This is a genomic window from Gordonia sp. SL306, from assembly GCF_026625785.1.
In the GTDB taxonomy this organism is placed as follows: domain Bacteria; phylum Actinomycetota; class Actinomycetes; order Mycobacteriales; family Mycobacteriaceae; genus Gordonia.
The window spans coordinates 2412857-2432140 of the sequence record NZ_CP113063.1 but is presented as its reverse complement, the minus strand read 5'-3'; the positions used below and the strand labels follow the sequence as shown (position 1 = coordinate 2432140).

18 protein-coding genes are annotated in these 19284 nt (G+C 66.2%); 8 read left to right on the top strand and 10 right to left on the bottom strand.

Annotated elements, in window-relative coordinates:
- Nucleotides 1-46 precede the first annotated feature (46 nt).
- Together OVA31_RS11120 and OVA31_RS11115 are read right to left on the bottom strand one after the other, a co-directional pair.
- On the bottom strand, nucleotides 47-1504 hold the full coding sequence (locus OVA31_RS11120; protein ID WP_267631142.1) for an aminotransferase class III-fold pyridoxal phosphate-dependent enzyme: 1458 nt from the start codon (nucleotides 1502-1504) through the stop codon (nucleotides 47-49).
- Nucleotides 1501-2172, bottom strand: a complete 672-nt coding sequence (locus OVA31_RS11115) for a TetR/AcrR family transcriptional regulator (protein ID WP_267631141.1) — start codon at nucleotides 2170-2172, stop codon at nucleotides 1501-1503. The genes OVA31_RS11120 and OVA31_RS11115 overlap by 4 nt, the downstream gene beginning before the upstream one ends.
- Before the next feature lie 138 nt (nucleotides 2173-2310).
- Here OVA31_RS11115 and OVA31_RS11110 point away from each other — a divergent pair, with 138 nt between their 5' ends.
- From OVA31_RS11110 to OVA31_RS11100, 3 genes are all read left to right on the top strand, one after another.
- Complete coding sequence (locus OVA31_RS11110; RefSeq protein WP_267631140.1) at nucleotides 2311-3402, top strand: phosphotransferase enzyme family protein; 1092 nt, start codon at nucleotides 2311-2313, stop codon at nucleotides 3400-3402.
- Between the two features lie 171 nt (nucleotides 3403-3573).
- Nucleotides 3574-5019, top strand: coding sequence for an APC family permease (locus tag OVA31_RS11105; RefSeq protein WP_267631139.1), 1446 nt, complete (start codon nucleotides 3574-3576; stop codon nucleotides 5017-5019).
- Nucleotides 5020-5073: 54 nt separating this feature from the next.
- Nucleotides 5074-5847 (top strand): SDR family NAD(P)-dependent oxidoreductase, encoded by a 774-nt coding sequence (locus OVA31_RS11100; protein WP_267631138.1) that lies wholly within the window; start codon nucleotides 5074-5076, stop codon nucleotides 5845-5847.
- A 4-nt stretch (nucleotides 5848-5851) separates the two neighbouring features.
- Here the strand turns inward: OVA31_RS11100 and OVA31_RS11095 are convergent, their stop codons facing one another.
- Both OVA31_RS11095 and OVA31_RS11090 read right to left on the bottom strand, forming a co-directional pair.
- Nucleotides 5852-6277 carry a DUF779 domain-containing protein gene (locus OVA31_RS11095; protein WP_267631137.1) on the bottom strand — a complete coding sequence of 142 codons (426 nt, stop codon included), beginning with the start codon at nucleotides 6275-6277 and terminating at the stop codon, nucleotides 5852-5854.
- Nucleotides 6278-6295: 18 nt separating this feature from the next.
- Nucleotides 6296-7819, bottom strand: coding sequence for an aldehyde dehydrogenase family protein (locus OVA31_RS11090; protein WP_267631136.1), 1524 nt, complete (start codon nucleotides 7817-7819; stop codon nucleotides 6296-6298).
- 389 nt (nucleotides 7820-8208) lie between these two features.
- On the opposite strand from OVA31_RS11090, the gene OVA31_RS11085 reads away from it, so the two are divergent.
- From OVA31_RS11085 to OVA31_RS11075, 3 genes are all read left to right on the top strand, one after another.
- Nucleotides 8209-9015, top strand: coding sequence for an LLM class F420-dependent oxidoreductase (locus OVA31_RS11085; RefSeq protein WP_267631135.1), 807 nt, complete (start codon nucleotides 8209-8211; stop codon nucleotides 9013-9015).
- 155 nt (nucleotides 9016-9170) lie between these two features.
- On the top strand, nucleotides 9171-11144 hold the full coding sequence (locus tag OVA31_RS11080) for a TPM domain-containing protein (protein ID WP_267631483.1): 1974 nt from the start codon (nucleotides 9171-9173) through the stop codon (nucleotides 11142-11144).
- Between the two features lie 128 nt (nucleotides 11145-11272).
- A complete protein-coding gene (locus OVA31_RS11075) occupies nucleotides 11273-13360 on the top strand; it encodes a PhoX family protein (RefSeq protein ID WP_267631134.1) in 2088 nt (695 codons plus the stop codon).
- 6 nt (nucleotides 13361-13366) lie between these two features.
- Here the strand turns inward: OVA31_RS11075 and OVA31_RS11070 are convergent, their stop codons facing one another.
- Complete coding sequence (locus OVA31_RS11070) at nucleotides 13367-13597, bottom strand: PLDc N-terminal domain-containing protein (protein WP_267631133.1); 231 nt, start codon at nucleotides 13595-13597, stop codon at nucleotides 13367-13369.
- Between the two features lie 56 nt (nucleotides 13598-13653).
- On the opposite strand from OVA31_RS11070, the gene OVA31_RS11065 reads away from it, so the two are divergent.
- On the top strand, nucleotides 13654-14124 hold the full coding sequence (locus OVA31_RS11065) for a MarR family winged helix-turn-helix transcriptional regulator (protein WP_267631132.1): 471 nt from the start codon (nucleotides 13654-13656) through the stop codon (nucleotides 14122-14124).
- Nucleotides 14125-14140: 16 nt separating this feature from the next.
- Nucleotides 14141-15421, top strand: coding sequence for an MFS transporter (locus tag OVA31_RS11060; protein WP_267631131.1), 1281 nt, complete (start codon nucleotides 14141-14143; stop codon nucleotides 15419-15421).
- A gap of 22 nt (nucleotides 15422-15443) precedes the next feature.
- Here the strand turns inward: OVA31_RS11060 and OVA31_RS11055 are convergent, their stop codons facing one another.
- From OVA31_RS11055 to OVA31_RS11035, 5 genes are read right to left on the bottom strand one after another with little or no spacing between them, the layout of a single operon-like run.
- The gene (locus OVA31_RS11055; protein WP_420714208.1) at nucleotides 15444-15794 is read right to left on the bottom strand and encodes a carboxymuconolactone decarboxylase family protein; all 351 of its coding nucleotides are present in this window, start codon (nucleotides 15792-15794) and stop codon (nucleotides 15444-15446) included.
- A 44-nt stretch (nucleotides 15795-15838) separates the two neighbouring features.
- On the bottom strand, nucleotides 15839-16507 hold the full coding sequence (locus OVA31_RS11050; protein ID WP_267631129.1) for a 3-oxoacid CoA-transferase subunit B: 669 nt from the start codon (nucleotides 16505-16507) through the stop codon (nucleotides 15839-15841).
- A complete protein-coding gene (locus tag OVA31_RS11045) occupies nucleotides 16504-17280 on the bottom strand; it encodes a CoA transferase subunit A (RefSeq protein ID WP_267631482.1) in 777 nt (258 codons plus the stop codon). Before OVA31_RS11045 ends, OVA31_RS11050 begins: the two co-directional genes overlap by 4 nt.
- A 31-nt stretch (nucleotides 17281-17311) precedes the next feature.
- Nucleotides 17312-17899, bottom strand: coding sequence for an RBBP9/YdeN family alpha/beta hydrolase (locus OVA31_RS11040; protein ID WP_267631128.1), 588 nt, complete (start codon nucleotides 17897-17899; stop codon nucleotides 17312-17314).
- Between the two features lie 38 nt (nucleotides 17900-17937).
- On the bottom strand, nucleotides 17938-19275 hold the full coding sequence (locus OVA31_RS11035; protein WP_267631127.1) for an MFS transporter: 1338 nt from the start codon (nucleotides 19273-19275) through the stop codon (nucleotides 17938-17940).
- Nucleotides 19276-19284 lie beyond the last annotated feature (9 nt).

The following is a 19284-nucleotide window of genomic DNA, read 5'->3' as shown; positions in this document are numbered from 1 at the left end:
CGCCGCGACGACACTGCCGCCCCCCAGGTCGCGCTGACGACCCGATCTACGCCTCTGCTGGCAGGTCCGCGAGGACAGCGTCGAGTGTCTCCACGAGGAGGTCGATCTCGTCGGGACCGAAGACCAGTGGCGGGCGGATCTTGAGGACATTGCCATAGCGCCCGGACAGCCCGATGAGCACACCGCGGTCTTTCATGGCGTCAGGGATTTGACGGGCCAATTCCGTTGCAGGAGTGAGACTTTCGTTGTCCCTGACCAGCTCCACACCGATGAAGGTACCCAGTCCCCGGACATCGCCGATGATCGGATGGCGCTGCTGCAGCTCGCCGAGCCGGGTCAGCAGCAGCGCTCCGGTGTCCTGGCAGCGTTGCGGAAGGTCGTTGCGCTCGCAGATGTCGAGGACGGTCCTGCCGACCGCGGCCGAGACGGGATTTCCCCCGAAAGTGTTGAAGTAGAACGCATTCGCGGCAAACTTCTGCGCGATCTCCCGGCTCGTGATGACGATGCCGATCGGGTGTCCGTCGCCCATTGGTTTGCCGAGCGTCACGATGTCGGGGACGACCCCATAGTGCTCGAATCCCCACCACCGACCGGTGCGGGCCAATCCAGCCTGGACCTCGTCTGCGATGCACAGCCCGCCCGCAGCTCGCACGTGCTCGTACGCTCGCGCGAAATAGTCGGTGGGGGCCGCCAGCCCGCCGTGCGAGTCGAAGATCGTGTCGCACAGGAACGCTGCAGTTCCGTGGCTCCGAGCGTCGAGCCGTTCGGTTGCCTCGGCCACGAGGTCGGCATAGCGGGCACCGAGCTCGTCGTCGCGATCACGCCGGTAGCTGCCGCGATAGGTGTTCGGGGGCTCGACCGCTTCCACCCAGTCCGGCCGGTCGTCCGACGCGGGGTGGATCAGAAGAGACAAGGCGTCCACGGTACTCGAGTTGCCGTGATAGCCGCCCTCCATCACGACTACCCCGTCATTGCCCGTGACCGTACGGGCGATCCGCAGGGCGAGGTCGTTGGCTTCCGTGCCGGTGCAGACGAACGTGCACACGTCGAGTCCGTCGGGCATCAATGAGGTGAGCTTCTCCGCGTACTCCACCACGCCCTCGTGCAGATAGCGGGTGTGCGTGTTGAGCCTGCCCGCCTGTTCGGTCAGCGCGGAGACCACGTCGGGATGGCAATGTCCCACCGAGGCGACGTTGTTGTAGCAGTCGAGATAGGGCCGGTCCGCGTCGTCGTAGAGCCATACGCCCTCGCCTCTGACCAGCTTTATCGGGTCGTGGAAGAACAGGACACTGTTGGCGACGTGCTGCATCCGCCGTTCGATCAACGAGTGATTCCGTACATCGTCGGAGTACTCACCGAGGTCGAGGTGCGCGGCACCCAGCAGTGCGGGTCGGTCGCGGGCGGCTTCGGCGGGCATGGCGTGAGTCCTAACGGTGGGTATACGTGATTCACGTAACTCGAATGAATTTGAGTTCACTGTATGGGCCGCCCCGACGGCCGTCAACCATCCGCGACCTCCCTCTGCGACGTCGCGCGGGGAAGCGCGGCCGGGAGGTAGGTACGGAGATAGGCGACAGCCGCGCGGACCGCCTCGGCCGCCATCTCCGGCGTGATCCCGCCATTGCGCATCGTCGACAGCGAGTAGAACAAGTCGATGATCTCGACTGCATGGAAGTAGACGTCGTCCTCGTAGGGAATCTCCGGCAGCACGAAGACCTCGGCGATGTGATCCCGCAGAATCGACCCGAGGCGCCGATCGTTCTCCCGGTCGGAGCGTTTGTACTGGGCCTGCGTCTTCGGGCCGATGAGCAGCTGCCGCGCGTCCGCACGAGCGGCGTAGAAGCGCACGGCCCGTTCGGCCGCAACCTCGATCACGTCCTCCCACACGGTCAGTCGATCCGGGCTGATCGGTTCGCGCAACGCCGCGCTGAGGTCGTCTCCGATCTCTTCGGTGAGGGCGGCGAACGCGTCGGAGGCGTTGGCGTAGAAGTGGTACGCCGAGCCCGTCGGGATCCCGGCCTCCTTCGCGAGGTCCTGAAGGCTGATCTCGTCGAGTTCGCGTTCACCGAGCAGGGTCGATGCTGCGACGAGGAGTCGGGCGCGTCGCTGGCGCCCACGCGCCTGTGATCGTCGCGCCCCTCCGTGTTCCGGCGCGTCGGACGTGTCGGTCATGTGTGAGGTGGGCTCCGTTTCCGGCCTGCGGCCATCGTGCGTACACGTCAAATTCTCGAAGAGATTCGGGTTTCACTTGACGTACAACTATTGCGTGCATCACACTCGAATCAATTCGAGTTTACCTCAGGAGAGAACGTGCCCGATTTCGACGCCCTATCCATCGACGCCCAGGGTGCAGCACTGGCCCGACTTGCCGGCGTCGCAGCGCAGAGCTGGGACCTCGGTGGGCAACCGGAGATCACCCTGCTCAAATGCCGCGAGAACGCAGTGTTCCGAATCGACGCCGCCGACACCACACTGGTGATGCGGGTGCACCGCGCCGGCTACCACAGTGCCGACGCGTTGGAATCGGAGTTGCAGTGGATGACCGAGCTTCGGCGATCGGGAATCGCCACACCCGAAGTGGTACCCAATAGTCGAGGGCGCCTGTTCGAACTCGTCGCCTGCGACGAGGTGCCAGAACCCCGTCTGGTGGATGTGCTGTCATGGGTCGCCGGGGAGCCACTCGGTTCCCTTGAAGAAGGTATCGCGGCCGGAGACGGCACTCGCAAGTCGTTCTTCGAGACCGGGCGACTGATGGCGCGCCTGCACAATCACGCGCAGAGTTGGCAGCGGCCAAAGGATTTCACACGGCATGCGTGGGACGTCGAGGGACTGCTCGGCGACCGACCGCTGTGGGGCCGCTTCTGGGAACTCGACGCACTCGACGCCGGCCAGCGCGACGTCGTGCTCGCGGCTCGCGAACAGGCCGCCGCCGAGCTGGCCGAATTCGGCACAGGGGATGACCGTTACGGGCTCATCCACGCCGACTTCCTCCCGGAGAACCTGTTGGTCGCCGACGGCACGATCGCACTCATCGACTTCGACGACGCGGGTTTCGGTTGGCACCTGTTCGACATCGCCACCTCACTGTTCGTCGTCGCCGACTCGCCCGACTTCGATGGTATTCTCGGCGCGTTCACATCGGGCTACCGCGCCGAACGACACCTGCCTGACGAGCATCTGGCCCGGCTCCCCTTGTTCTTCCTACTTCGTGGTCTCACCTATCTCGGCTGGCTGCACACGCGGAGCGAGACCGAGACGGCTCAGCAACTCACCCCGGAGATGGTCGCCGCCGTCAGCGGACTCGCAACCGAGTACCTGGCCACGACTCCCGCAACCACCCCCTCTGCGATCCGCGAAAAGACACCGTGGGTGTCTACGCGTGGGCCCGCGCCGGGAATCTGACCCCGCTCGCCAGGTGGATTGCGTTCTCGAGCCACCCGAGGACGACCACCAGCCGGGCACTCCACCCTCCGCCGCACGCCCCCGAGTCGCAGCGTTCTTAGCCATCACCTCCGTCGCCCATGCGGTACCGATTACCGACCAAGGCTGAGCAATACCCGAGGAGAAGAAGCGATGTCCACCACCACAAGAGAATCCGACGCCGACGGTTCCGTCGGCGGGGAGGCACTCCTGCATCGTGGCCTCGGCGCGATCGCGATCATGTTCATGGTCGTGGCAGCTGTCGCCCCGCTGGGCGCCACCACCGTTGTCTTGCCCACCGTGTTCGCGTTGAGCGGCAACGCCTCGGCACCAACGTATTTCATCGGCGCCGCCATCGTCCTGTGCCTGTTCTCGGTAGGCTTCACCCTGATGGGGAGGCACGTCCCCAACGCAGGCGCCTTCTACACCTACGTCCAGGCAGGCCTCGGCAAGATGGCCGGTGCAGGAGCTGCCGTCCTCGCGTTGGTGTCCTACCTCGGTCTGCTCGTCGCCCTCTACGCCTATCTGGGTGTCGCCGCATCTGGAGTGCTCGAAACCTACCTTGACGTGTCCATCCCCTGGTGGGTCCTCGCCTTCGTCGGCGTTGCCCTCGTTGCGTTCCTCGGCTACCGCGATGTGGATCTCAGTGCAAAGGTCTTGGGCGTCGTCCTCGTGCTCGAGATCGTGCTCATCATGGTCGTCAACGTGGCAATCATCCTCAAAGGAGGTGCATCCGGGCTCTCCGCGGCGCCACTGGACCCTCGCGACGCCCTACACGGTGCGCCAGGGTTGGGTCTGATGTTCGCCTTCTTCGCCTTCGTCGGATTCGAGGCGACCGCAGTCTTCCGAAGCGAGGCCGCCCGACCCAACCGCACCGTCCCGCGGGCGACTTACGGTGCCGTCATCTTCATCGGCATCCTCTACGCACTGACCTCGTGGGCACAGGCGATTGGCGTCGGCACCGACAAGGTTGCCTCGGTCGCCGGGCCCGACCCGTCGATCATGATGTTGAACCTCGCCGGAACCTACGTCGGCTCGGCGTTCCAAGATCTTTTGCAGATCCTTCTCGTGACAAGCATCTTCGCGTGTGCGCTGTCGTTCCACAATGTGGTCGCGCGCTACCAGCTCAGCCTGGCCAACGGCCGGCTACTACCGGCAACTCTGGGCAGAGTCCACCCGAGACACCGTGCCCCGTCGCGATCTTCGCTCACTGTAACCGTTGTAACGGCACTCGCGCTCGCTGTCATGATCCTGGGCGGACTCGACCCCGTCGCCCAGATCTACACCTGGTTCTCCGGTGCTGCGACACTGGGCATCATCGTCTTGATGGCTCTCACGAGCCTCGCTGTCATCGTGTTCCATCAACGCCGCGACCACGACGACCCGGTCTGGAAGGCAACCGCCGCACCGATCCTCGCATTGCTGGCTCTGTGCCTGGTCGTGTATCTGGCGGTCGACAACCTCGGCCTCCTCGTCGGCGGGCAGACCCCCGCTCTCGCGGTCTGCGCCGGCATCGTCGGTTGCTTCGTGCTCGGCGCCGGGATCGCCGGCGTCAAGAGAATACGCCGCCCCGAGGGCTACGCCGAGATGCTCGGCTGACCGAACTCTCGCCCGCCCACCTCGATCACCGAAATACACAGGACAAGGAACACCATGATGAAATCGTTCGAGAACAAGGTCTGTGTCGTCACCGGTGGCGCGGCCGGCATCGGCCTGGCCACTGCGAAACTATTTGCCGCACAGGGCGGCAATGTGATCATTGCCTGCCGCAGCGACGCCCGTGACCTCGCCCGGAAACTGGACGGCCACTACGTCCGCACCGACGTCAGTGTGGAGGCCGATGTGGAACGGCTGTTCACCGAGATCGCAGACCAGTTCGGTCGAGTCGACGTACTCGTCAACAACGCCGGCATCATGGCGACGGCCGAGATCGAGGAGCTCGCCGCCGACGAGTTCGACCGGCATCTGGCGGTCAATGTCCGCGGAGTCCTGCTCGGCACCAAATACGGATCCCGCCTGATGAGTGGTGGCGGGGCCATCGTCAACAGCGCTTCGGTCGCTGGACAGATCGGCCTGAGCGGCTACGCCTCCTATTCGACCTCCAAGGCAGCAATCATCTCGCTCACCCAAGTCGCAGCGATCGAGTACGGCGCCCGCGGCATCCGAGTCAACTGCGTGTGCCCGAGCTCGGTGGAGACCCCGATGCTCGCAGCCCAGGAGAACGGCGATCTCGAACGCGAGATATCGCGGCTGGCATCACCTCTCGGTTTCACGATCCAACCTGAGCACGTCGCCGACGTCATCGCATTCCTCGCCTCACCGGCCGCGGCAGCGATAACCGGCCAGGCCATCAACGTCGATGCGGGCATGACCGCCGGGTACTCCGACCCACTGCTCGAGGCGGTGGCTGCCACCCTGGTGAGCTGACCGCTCAGATATCCGCGGTTGCACCCGTCAGCGGCGGATTCGCCGCGAGGACCTCGTTCTCGTCCGCACTGAAAGCCCTTGAGCGGGAGAGGAATCGAACGCCTTCAGGCGCCTCCAGGCTGAAACCTGCGCCCCGTCCCTTGACCACGTCGAGGATGAGCTGCGTGTGTTTCCACAGCTCGAACTGGTCGCCGTTGATCCACACCCGGACATCGGGAATCGGTTCCGGGAGGTCGATTTCGCCGACGAGTACGTCGCGCTGGCCGACACGATATTCCCCGACCGGGTAACACATCGGGGCCGAGCCGTCACAGCATCCACCGGACTGGTGGATCATGAGTCCGCCGTGCAGCTCCGACAGTTTCGTCAAGAGCTGCACGGCGGCGTCTGTGGCGACCACCCGATCAGGAGCGTGCTGTTCGGTGGTCATCGGAAATCACCTGTCCTGTCAGAAGAAACCCTTGGCGTTCTGAGCGTAACCAACCAGGAGGTTCTTCGTCTGCTGGTAGTGCTCGAGCATCATCAGGTGGTTCTCACGCCCGATGCCCGACTGCTTGTAACCGCCGAAGGCGGCGTGTGCCGGGTAGTCGTGATAGGTGTTGGTCCACACCCGGCCTGCCTGGATCTCGCGACCCGCGCGGTAGGCGGTCGCGCCGTCGCGGCTCCACACACCGGCACCGAGGCCGTACAGAGTGTCGTTGGCGATGTGGATGGCGTCCGCGTAGTCCTTGAACGTCGACACGGCGAGCACCGGCCCGAAGATCTCCTCCTGGAAGATCCGCATCTTGTTCTGTCCCGCGAACACCGTCGGCTGGATGTAGAAGCCTCCGGACAGGTCGCCACCGAGGTCGGCCGGTTCGCCGCCGGTCAGCACCTTGGCGCCCTCTTCCTTGCCGATGGCGAGGTAGGAGGTGATCTTCTCGAACTGGTCGTTGGACGCCTGCGCACCCATCATCGTCTCGGTGTCGAGCGGGTTGCCCTGCTTGATCTGCTTGACCCGGTCGATCGCCTTGCCCATGAAGTCGTCGTAGATGCTCTCTTGGATGAGCGCCCGGCTCGGGCAGGTGCAGACCTCGCCCTGGTTGAGCGCGAACATGGTGAAGCCCTCCAGCGCGCGGTCCAGAAAGCCGTCGTCCTTGCTCAGCACGTCGTCGAAGAAGATGTTCGGGCTCTTGCCGCCGAGTTCCAAGCTGACCGGGATCAGGTTCTCCGAGGCGTACTGCATGATCAGGCGGCCGGTGGTGGTCTCGCCGGTGAACGCGATCTTGCGGATGCGGTTGCTCGAGGCGAGCGGCTTGCCCGCCTCCACGCCGAACCCGTTGACGATGTTCACCACGCCGGCCGGCAGCAGGTCTGCGATGAGGCTCATCACGTAGAGAATCGACGCAGGAGTCTGCTCGGCCGGCTTGAGCACGACGGCGTTGCCTGCGGCGAGCGCCGGGGCCAGCTTCCACACGGCCATCAGGATCGGGAAGTTCCACGGGATGATCTGGCCGACGACGCCGAGCGGCTCGTGGAAGTGATAGGCGACGGTGTCCTCGTCGACCTCCGAGATCGAGCCCTCCTGGGCACGCAGTGCGCCGGCGAAGTAGCGGAAGTGGTCGACCGCGAGCGGGATGTCGGCGGCGAGGCACTCACGGACGGCCTTGCCGTTGTCCCATGATTCCGCGATGGCGATCTTCTCGAGGTTCTCCTCGATGCGGTCGGCGATACGCAGCAGGACCAGTGATCGCTCGGCCACCGACGCCTTGCCCCACTGCGGCGCTGCCTTGTGCGCAGCGTCCAGGGCGAGGTCGATGTCCTCGGCGGTCGATCGGGCGACCTCACAGAACGTCTTGCCGTCCACCGGCGAGGGATTCTCGAAGTACTGTCCCTTCACCGGTGGTGTCCACTGACCACCGATCCAGTTGTCGTAGCGGGACTCAAAGCTCATCACCGATCCATCGGTGCCCGGCTTCGCGTAGACGGTCATCTGGTGCTCCTCAGCGTTGTTCCGATTGAGGTGTCTGGGTTGTCGCATGCGCCACGTGATGCCGCACATGTGATCTGCTACACAGAGTAGGAGCAGGTCAGTTGCACCTACGTTGCAGCGGGGTACACAACGTTGCAACGTTTCTTCTGTGCTGGTCAGGGGCATATTCTGTGAGCTCTGCGAGACCCTTCGTGACCCTTCGTGACGCTCGCAAGCTCGCTCCTCAGGGCGCAGGGGAGCCCACCGCGATCCCTGAGGAACGAAGCGCCAGCGGAGTCACGAAGGGCGCTCCTCAGGGCTCGGCGCTCGCGAGCTACGTCAGCCAACCGCATCCTCGACCCGGAATTCGGACAATGACTTAGGGCGCGACCTTGGGCAGACTGGGGCACATGACCTTCACCGCACGCGATTTCCCTGTCCGTATCGGCGTCCAGCTCCAGCCGCAGCATGCGGCCCAGTACTCGATGATCCGCGACGCCGTCCGGCGTGCCGAGGATCTTGGTGTCGACATCGCCTTCAACTGGGACCATTTCTATCCGCTGTACGGCGATCCCGACGGTGAGCACTTCGAATGCTGGACGATGCTGGGCGCCTGGGCCGAGCAGACGAGCCGCGTGGAGATCGGCGCGCTCGTCACCTGCAACTCGTACCGGAATCCCGAACTGCTCGCCGACATGGCGCGCACGGTAGACCACATGTCCGACGGCCGGCTCATCCTCGGCATCGGGTCGGGCTGGTTCGAGAAGGACTACGACGAATACGGCTACGAGTTCGGCACCGCCGGCGGCCGCCTCGACGACCTCGGCGAATCCCTGCCTCGCATCAAGAATCGGTTCGGCAAACTCAATCCGGCGCCCACCCGGGACATCCCGGTGCTGATCGGTGGCGGCGGTGAGAAGAAGACGCTGCGCCACGTCGCCGAATACGCGAACATCTGGCACTACTTCGTCGACGTGCCGACCTATGAGCGCAAGTCGGGGATTCTCGCCGACCACTGTTCGACGGTCGGTCGCGATCCCAACGCGATCGAGCACTCCGCCGGTGTGCAGTCGAAGTCGCCGGACGACGCCATCCGGGAGGCGGAGCAGCTCGTCGCCGCCGGGATCTCGCTGATCACGGTCGGGTCGTCGGGCCCCGACTATGATCTGAGCGTGCTCGAGGCCGTGTGCAAGTGGCGGGATTCGCAGAACAACTGACCGACACCCGGTGACCGGGCGGCGCCGGTGTGTCGAGGCGGCCGGATAGATTGGAGCCCATGCTTTCCACCGCACGGTTGATCTCGTCGCCCCGATGGAAGTCTCGACTCACCGGTTCCCGCGCTGCCACGGCCATCGTCCGACTCGGCCTCGCCATGCTGGTCGCCGTCGCCACGCTGGTTGTCGGCACCGGCATGGGTGGATCGGCGCATGCCGAGCCGCCGTCCCGCCTGCCGACCCAGGTGGTCGATTCGGCCAATGTACTGACCACCACGCAACGCGATCGCCTGCAGAACTCGATCGATCAGCTCTACAACGATCACGAGGTGCAGCTCTGGGTGGTCTACGTGCGGGACTTCGGCGGGCTCACCGCCCAGCAGTGGGCACAGCAAACCGTGGCGGAGAGCGACCTCGGCGACCGCGACGTGCTCCTCGCGGTGGCCGCCGACGACCGCGCGTATTACTTCGACTCACCCGAGTCGATCGACGGCCTCGATCAGGACGCGCTCGACGACGTCGCGCGCGGTGGCATCGTCCCGGCATTGAAGAACAACGACTGGGCGGGAGCCGGCCAGGCCGCGGTCACCGGGATCTCCGATGCCATGACACCGTCACACACGGGCGCGATCACCGCCGCGGCCGTCGGCGGCGTCGCGGTGGTCGGCGCGGCCGGCGCACTGTTCTACACCCGGCGCCGCAAGCGCAAGCAGATCGACGCCGGGCTCGAGGCCATCCGAGAGCAGGAGCTCACCGGTGACCAGCTCGTCGCGCAGCCTCTCGAAGTGCTCGATCCGTGGTCCCGCGAGGTTCTCACCGACACCGACAACGCCATCCGCACCAGTGAAGAGGAATTGCAGCTCGCCGTGGGGGAGTTCGGCGAGGCCGAGACGGCACCGTTCTCCGATGCGCTGGCAGCGGCCAAGAAAGGGCTCGCCGACTCGTTCGTGCTGCGTCAGCGGCTCGACGATTCGATTCCCGAGACACCGGACGAGCAGCGGTCGATGCTGGTCCAGATCATCACCACGTGCACCGACGTCGACGCCGCACTCGACGCCCAGGTGGAGAGCTTCGACGCGATGCGCAACCTGCTCATCAACGCCGACTCCAGGTTGGCCGAGCTGACCCAGAAGCTCGTCGCGGTGCGCGCGCGGATCGAACAATCCCAGGAGCAACTCGACACCTTGATCGCCGAGCACGGCGAGACGGTACTGGCCTCGATCACCAACAACATCACCCTCGCCCACGAGGAGCTGGACTTCGCCGAGCACAGCTCGGATCAGGGCCGAGAGGCCGCCGATGCGCCTGCGGGAGAGCAGGGCCCGGCGGTCGCCGCCATCCGATCCGCCGAAGGTGCGCTCGAACAGGCGAACAGACTGCTCGACGCCATCGACAACGCGGACCGCAACATCGCGGCCGCCCATTCCCGGATGCCCGCGCTGATCGACGAGGTCGAGGGCGAGTTGACCGAGGCCGAGGCACTCACCGCCGACGGCGGCCCCGCTCTGGCAACCGCGGCGGAGTCGGCGACCACGGCGGTTGCGGCGGCCCGCTCCGACTTCTCCGACGACCCGCTGGGCACATTCACCGCGCTCATCGACGCGGATGCCGAACTCGACCGGGCCCTCGACGCCGCCCGGTCCGCGTCGGCCGAGCGGCAGCGCCGCTCCGAACTCCTCACCGCCGCAATCACCTCGGCGCAGGCGAAGGTCTCCGCTGCCAGTGATTTCATCTCGACCCGGCGCGGCGCGATCCAGTCGATCGCCCGCACCCGGCTGTCCGAGGCGGAGCGCCTCCTGCAGCAGGCGAACGAATCGTCGGCGACGGATGCGGTTGCCGCGTCCGACTCCGCGCGTCGGGCCGGTTCACTCGCCGACCAGGCACTGATGGCCGCGCAGGGCGACGTAGCGCAGTGGCAGCAGAACCAGCAGCCGCATCCGTCCGGCGGGTCGGTGACCGGGGCCGTTCTCGGTGGCATCCTCGTCGACAGCTTCCTGCGCGGCGGGATGGGCGGCGGCCGTGGTTGGGGCGGGGGATTCGGTGGCGGCGGCTACGGCAGTGGCGGACGCAGCCCCGGTTCGTTCGGCGGCTCGGGTACCTCCGGCCGGATCGGCGTAGGCGGCCGCTTCTGACACTCTCCGGTCGTCCCGCGTTCATGCTCTGATCCACATCGGTTTCCTTTCCCTCCCTAACGTTCGGGCAGTTCTCGATTCAGCCCACAGCTCTGTTTCAGCCAGGAGCGTCCCCGGGGAGGGTTCACGTGCGTATTCCGTTGCAGCTGTTCACGTCGTCCGGAGAGGATGTCGGCCGGTCGGCCCGTGCGCACGTGACCTGCCGATACAAATGCGGCGAAGCCTGCCGGCATCAACCCGGGAACACCAGCGACAACCCATATTTCCGGGATGTGCTGCGGACCAGTGCGTCCCGGCGCGCCGTTCTCCGCTCGTCGGCGGGCGCCGCGGTCGCGCTCGGGGCGACGTCGCTGCTCGCCGCCTGCGGTTCGGAGGACTCCGACACGGCCGGTTCGTCGTCCGCAGTCGACGGCACTGCGCCTGCGGGGATGAACTTCGAGCCGGTCTCCCCCAATACCGAAGACGCCCTGGTGATTCCCCGCGGCTACCGGCAACAGACGGTGATCCGGTGGGGCGATCCGGTGATCCCCGGTGCGCCCGAGTTCGACTTCGCGAACCAGACCCCCGAGGCACAGGCGAAGCAGTTCGGCTACAACAACGACTTCGCCGGACTCATCCCCGTCGACGGTGTGCCCAACCACCACTACCTGGTGTGCAATCAGGAGTACACGACCGAAGAGTTCATGTTCACCGGGTACCAGCCGAAGGAACCCACCGAGCAACAGGCACTGATCTCGATGGCAGCGCATGGGATCACCGTCGTCGAGGTGGCCGCAGCACCTGGCACAGGCGCCCTGACTCCGGTTGTCGGACAACGAAACCGTCGCATCACCGCGACCACCCCGATCCGCCTGACCGGCCCCGCGGCAGGCAGCGAGTTCGTGAAGACCTCCGCAGATCCCGCAGGCACCACCGTGCTGGGCACGATCGCCAACTGCTCCGGTGGGCTCACCCCGTGGGGCACCATGCTCTCCGGCGAGGAGAACTACAACAACTATTTCGGCAACGCGAGCGCAGTCACCGACGCGGCCACCAAGGACCGACTCGATCGGTACAGCTTCGAAGACGACGCCGACTACCACCAGTGGGGAAGGTTCGACCAGCGGTTCGACCTGGCCCGGGAACCCAACGAGGCCAATCGATTCGGCTACGTCGTCGAGGTCGATCCGCACGACCCGGCGTCGACTCCGGTCAAGCACAGCGCACTCGGACGACTCAAGCACGAGTCGGCGACCATCCACGTCGTGTCGTCGGGTCCCGACACGGGAACCGTGGTGGCCTACAGCGGCGACGACGAACGATTCGAGTACATCTACAAGTTCGTGTCGAGCCGCCGGATGAAGACCGGCCTGTCGTCGACGGCACGCACCCACAACCTCGGCATCCTCGACGAGGGGACGCTGTATGTGGCGTCGTTCACCGGCAATGAGCCGGACGCGATCGACGGCACCGGAAAGCTCCCGCCCAGCGGATCATTCGCGGGTCGCGGCGAATGGCACGCGCTCCTGACCGTCGGTGCCGACGGAACCGCCCGCTCCCACGTCGACGGCATGAACCCGGCCGAGGTGGCGGTTTTCACCCGCACCGCTGCCGACAAGGCAGGCGCCACCAAGATGGATCGCCCCGAGGACATCGAGCCGCATCCGCGCACCGGCAAGGTCTACTGTGCGCTGACCAACAACGACAAGCGCGGCACCGACGGAAAGGCCGCCGCCGACAGTGCCAATCCGCGCAACGAGAACAAGAACGGTCAGATCATCGAGATCACCGACAACCACACCGGTACCGACTTCACCTGGGACCTACTGCTGGTCTGCGGCGATCCCGCGGAGGCCGACACCTACTACGGCGGGTTCGACAAGGCAAAGGTCAGTCCCATCTCGTGTCCCGACAACGTCGCCTTCGACCCGCACGGCAACCTGTGGATCTCCACCGACGGCAACGCGCTCGACAGCAACGACGGCCTCTTCGCCGTCGCGCTGGACGGCGAGCACCGGGGTGAGACGAAGCAGTTCCTGACCGTGCCGATGGGCGCCGAGACGTGCGGTCCGATCATCGACCGCGACCGCGTGATCGTGTGTGTGCAGCACCCGGGCGAGCTCGACGACCACTCCGCGGACAACCCGGCATCACACTGGCCGGACGGCGGCACAAGCCAGCCGCGACCGGCAGTTGTGGCCGTCTGGCGCGACGGCGGTTCGCCGATCGGGGTCTGAGAGCCCCTACTTCTCGGTACCCTTCCGTCCGACCGCGAAGTAGGCGATCGGACCGAGGTAGTTGACGAAACTCAGGCCGACCCACAGCGGCTTGGGTCCCTTGACCTGCGCCGACGGGCGGCGTTTGAGATCGCGCAGAGCCGCACCCTGGAGTACGAACGCGATCATCGCGCCGACGATGATCATGGCGCGTGATCGTGCTGGGAGATCCGAGAACTTCTTCGACGACCCTGTCATGCAGTTCACACTAGCCATCCTTTTATTTCGTAACCCTAAGTATTAGGCTTGCGAATGTGTCTGATTTCGAGGTCTCCGACCTGGCTGTCGCCCTGCGCCCCATCCTGACCAGGCTCTACCTGGCGTTACGCAGGCGGACGCCGATCGCCGAATACTCCGCCGCCCAGGCGTCGGCCCTGGCGGTCCTCCTCGACAACGGTCCGATGCGGATGGGTGAGCTCGCCGAACGCGAGTCCATCCGCATGCCGACTGCGACCGCACTGATCGACGGGCTCACCAAGAACGGCCTCGCCGAACGTCGCCCCGATCCGGACGACCGCCGCGCGGTCCTCGTCGGGCTCACCGACCACGGCCGGTCCGTGCTCGAAGGGGTCCGGGGCCGGCGGGACAGCATCCTGACCGCGGCGCTCTCCGAGCTCAGCGACGCCGACCGCGCGGCCCTCGCCGCTGCGGCCCCCGCGCTGCAGGCACTCCGCGAGCAACTCGATGCCGTCCCCGCGCACAGCGAGACCGCATCGAACGAATGAAGAATCCGAGGAAAGCATGACAGTCATCGAGGACAGGTCTGCGCCGACAGCGCAGTCCGACGAACACCACGAAACATCCCTGCTGGAGACCTTCCGGCAGCAACCGCGCGCGGTCTGGGTGACCGCCTTCGCCGCCGTCATCGCCTTCATGGGCATCGGCCTGGTCGATCCGATCCTCAACACGATCCGCGAGGAGCTCAATGCCCCGCCGTCGAAGCTGACCCTGCTGTTCGCCGTCTACCTCGGCGTGCAGGTGGTGGCGATGCTGATCACCGGTTGGGCGGCGTATCGGTTCGGACCCAAGCGCACGCTGACCGTCGGTCTGGCCCTGATCGTGGTCGCCGCGGGTGTCTCCACCTTCGCGGGCAACATCGACCAGCTCATCGCGCTTCGCGTGTTGTGGGGTCTGGGCAACGCGCTGTTCATGGCGACGGCGCTGGCCTTCATCGTCGGCGCCGCCCGCGGCGGCCAGCACGGTGCGATCCTGCTGTACGAGGCCGCGCTGGGCGTCGGCCTGGCCGTCGGACCGCTCGTCGGCGCGCTGTTGGGTACGTGGACGTGGCGCGGACCGTTCGGTGGTACCGCGCTGCTGATGCTCGTCGGTGCCGTGCTCTGTGCGCTGATGCTGCCCAAGGACGGGCCACGCGGCGACCGCGTCGCCGTCAGCATCGCCGACCCGATCAAGGCCCTGCGCAACCGCACCCTGTTGCTCACCTCGATCGGCTCGGCCTTCTACACCGGTGCGCTGTTCACCGTCATCGCCTACGCGCCGCTGGCGATGGGACTCTCCCCGATCCCGGCCGGCATGGTGTTCTTCGGCTGGGGTCTGCTGACCGCGGTCTCGGGTGTCTTCGTGGCGCCGCGGATCGCCGATGCACTGGGGCAGAAGGGCGGCGTCATCGTCGCGATCGGCGGCTACGGCATCACCATGGCACTCGCCGGACTGGGTGTGGTCACCGGTCAGGTGTGGCTGACCGGGTTCGCGATCGTGCTGTCGGGGCTGCCATCGGGCATCCTCAACACCCTGTTCACCGGTGTCGCGATGTCGTCGGCCGATCCGAACAAGCCGCGGTCGGTCGCGAGTGCCGGCTACAGCTTCCTGCGCTGGATGGGTGGTGCTGCGTCCGCGGTGATGGTCGCCTACCTCGCCGAGTGGTTCGCCCCGTCGGCTCCGTTCTGGTTCGCCGTCGGCTACTGCGCCATCGCGGTGTGCGCGGTCTCGCTCGTCCGGTCGGCGAGGGCCGAGTCGCATGACGTCGCCGAGGACGCCGCACTGGTGGGTGCCGAGGAGTACTGAGCCTCATCGGTTCTCGTTCCGGTCAGCTGTTCGACGTCGGCGGTGCGGGCGACCTCGCGCTCTCTTCCAACAGGATCGGCAGGCCGAGGTTGATCGAATGAATCCCCACCGTCGTGGAGAGTTTCAGCACCTCGAGGATCTCCGACCTCGTCACGCCGAGGTCGAGCGCGGATCGGATGTGCCGTCGGAGCCCAGGTGCGTACAAGTGGGTGCACGAAGCGTCGACGGCAATGCAGAGCAGTTGGACGACCTGGGGTGACAGCACACCACTCTCGTAGGGCGCCATGACCGAGGACAGATACTCCTCGGTCCACGCCGGGTCGAGGTCGTCCAACCCGTTCCACAGCTCGTTCCACGTGCCATCGGCCTTCATCCGCTCGGCGATTCCCGCCCGGTCGTCGTCACGGGCCACGGCGGTCACCTTCCCGTCCCATCGTCGAGGGGAGCATCTGTCGCGGCCCGGACGTGCTCGGGGCTGACACCGGGCGCACATTCGCGCAGCACCAGCCCGCGGCCGGTCACATCGATGACCGCGAGGTCGGTGATGATGCGGTCGACCACGGACTGCCCGGTCAACGGCAGGGTGCAGCGCTGCACGATCTTCGGGAAGCCCTGCTTGTCGGTGTGTTCCATCAGAACGATGACCGTGCGGGCTCCGTGCACCAGATCCATTGCGCCGCCCATGCCCTTGACCATCGCGCCCGGCACCATCCAGTTCGCCAGATCCCCGGACTCCGAGACCTGCATGCCACCGAGTACCGCGACATCCACGTGCCCGCCGCGGATCATGCCGAAGCTGGCGGCCGAGTCGAAGAAGGACGCGCCCGGGTTCACCGTCACGGTCTCCTTCCCGGCGTTGATCAGGTCGGCATCGACCTCGTCCTCGATCGGGTACGGTCCGGTGCCCAGGATCCCGTTCTCGCTGTGCAACGTGAGCTTCTGCTCGGGGGTGAGGTGATTCGGGATCAACGTCGGGAGCCCGATACCGAGATTGACGTAGCTGCCCGCGGTCAGCTCCTGCGCGGCGCGGGCAGCCATCTCGGTCCGCGACCGGCCGACGACCCGAACGATGTCCGGCACGGTCATCGAACTGCCTCCTCCGCAGAGCGCACGGTGCGTCTCTCGATCTTCTTGTCCTGCGGGCCGGTGTGCACGATCCGGTGGACGAAGATCCCGGGTAGGTGCACGCAGTCGGGATCGAGTTCACCGGCCGGTACGAGTTCCTCGACCTGCGCGATGCAGATCCGCCCGGCGGTCGCCGCCGACGGATTGAAGTTCATCGCCGCCTTGGTGAACACCAGATTTCCGTCGGTGTCACCACGCGCCGCGTGCACCAGCGAGAAGTCGGCGGTGATGGATTCCTCGAGGACATACCGCTTCCCCGCCCATGCCGCACCGAACTCGCGTACTTCCTTGGGTGGTGAGGCAATCGCCACCGTGCCGTCGCCGTGATAGCGCCACGGCAACCCACCGTCGGAGATCGGCGTCCCCACACCGGCCGGGGTGAAGAACGCGGGGATACCGGCACCCCCGGCGCGCATCTTCTCCGCCAGGGTGCCCTGCGGGATCAGCTCCACCTCCAGTTCGCCGGCGAGATACTGGCGGGCGAACTCCTTGTTGCCACCCACATAGGACGCGGTGACCCGGCGGATCTGCCTGCTGTCCAGCAGCATTCCCAAGCCGAGGCCGTCGATGCCGCAGTTGTTCGAGAACACTTCGAGGTCGGTGGCGCCGCCGGCTGCCACTGCGGCGATCAGTTGATCGGGGATGCCGGTCAGTCCGAATCCCCCCACGGCCAGTGATGCGCCGGTGGTGATGTCGGCGACCGCCTCGGCTGCCGTTGCGCAGATCTCGGTCATCGCCGGCCCGCCCGCCGACGGCCTCTGCGCGTCAGACATGGGCGTCGACGGTGCTGTGCGCGATCAACTCGTCGAGGAGTTCGGACGCCCTCGGCCACCGGCCATGTCCCGAGGCCGGGTTGGCGTGACCCACGTCGCCGAGGTCGACCAGCCGGCTGCCCCATGCCTCGGCCATGCCGCTCACACGGCGGTATCCGCCGAGTGCGTCGTTGCGACTCGCCGCGACGATGCTCGGGAAGGGCAGCCGCCGGCGCGGAACCGGGAGCCAGCCACCTTTCTCGAGGTCGTGTGTCGTCGGATAGCCTTCCGGCAGTGGGAGTTCCAGGTCGGCCGGGGTCACGAGCAACGCACCCTGCACGGGACGCATGGTGTGTTGTGCCCAGTGAACAGTGGTCATCACGCCCGCACTGTGCGCCACCAGCACGATCGGTCCGTCGATCTGCCGGATGACGTCGTCGAGGGCGGCGACCCGATCCCGGCGACTGAGCTTGTTGCGTTCGAGCGCGGCCACGGTCCGCGCATCGCCGAGGTCGGCAGCGAGGTGCGTCTGCCAATGGTCGGACACGAAGTCTCGCAGGCCGGGGACGATGACCACGGTGGGCGAGGTCTCGAGGTTCATGAATTGCTCCTGGCTGGTGGGTTTCTCGTGGTGGGACATCAGGCGGCCTGCGGCGATGCGGTGGTGCCGATGGCCGCGAGCTTGCGCAGCCCCAGCGGATGCAGCCGCCGTCCGGCGAGCAACGCGACGATCGCGAGGATGTACACGATGGGCGCGATCTGCAGCGCCTCGCGCAATCCCAGGTGATCGGCGAGAATGCCGATGACGAACGGTCCCAGTGCCAGACCGAGCAGGTTGTTGGCGACGGTCAGTGTGCCCATTGCCGAGGCCCGCACCGACGAATGCGTCAGGTTCGCGACCATGGCGGCCGTGGGTCCCGACGAGCCGGCCGAGAAGAACGCGCCGATGCCGAGGAACACCAGCTGCGCGGTGCCGTTCCCCATGCTGAATCCGATCGTCAGGCAGACCAGGGAGATGCTGCAGAAGCCGATGGCAGCCTGCCATTTGCGGGTGATGTCGTTGCGGCCGAGTCGATCGGTGACGATCCCGCAGACCACCATGCCGCTGCCGATGAGGACGATGATGACGGCGGCCGCGACGCCTGCCTTGTCCGGGGCGAGGTCGTAGTAGCGGTTGAAGAAGCTGGGCATCCAGGCCAGCAGGATGGCAGCGGTGAACATCTGCAGTCCCCCACCGATGTAGGCGCACAGCACTGCGGGGTTGGTGAACAGGCTCGACACCGGTGCACGGAATCGGCGGGACTGTGGGGTGGTCGCCCCCGCTGGTTCGTCGACGGCATGCTGCTCCAGTTTGTTCTCGGTGACCAGTGCACGGAACAGCGCCACCAGAAGCAAACCGAGGACCGCCATCGCTGCGAATGACCAGCGCCAGCCCAGGTGAACGGCGATCGCACCCCCCAGGGCGACACCGAGCACCGAGCCGAAGGACCCGCCAGCCATGAACGAACCGCTCAGTGTGGCATGCAGACGCGGCGCAAAAACACTGAGCACCAGGGCGATACCGACGCTCCCGTATGCGGCCTCACCGACCCCGACAAGGAATCGGGCACCGAGCATCTGCTCGTAGTTCGTCGCCACCGCACAGAGCAGGGTGGCCACCGACCACAGCACCGCCATCACGATCAGGCTCCGCACCCGCCCCCACCGATCGGCCAGCAGCGACAGCGGGAGGGTCAGCAGACCGACCATCAGGGCCACGATGCTGGTCAACGAGGCGAGTTGCGAATCCGCCAGCGACCATTCCGCTTTGAGGAGGGGGAAGATCGCGCTGAGTACCTGCCGGGACATGTAATCCGAGAGGAGCAGACCGAACGCGAGCGCGAAGACGATCCACGGGTACTTCCGTGATCGTGTGAATGGGCGGGCGGGACTGCCGTCGTCGCTGACGCGTTCCGCGACGGAGGTGGATGTCGCCATGGGGGTGCT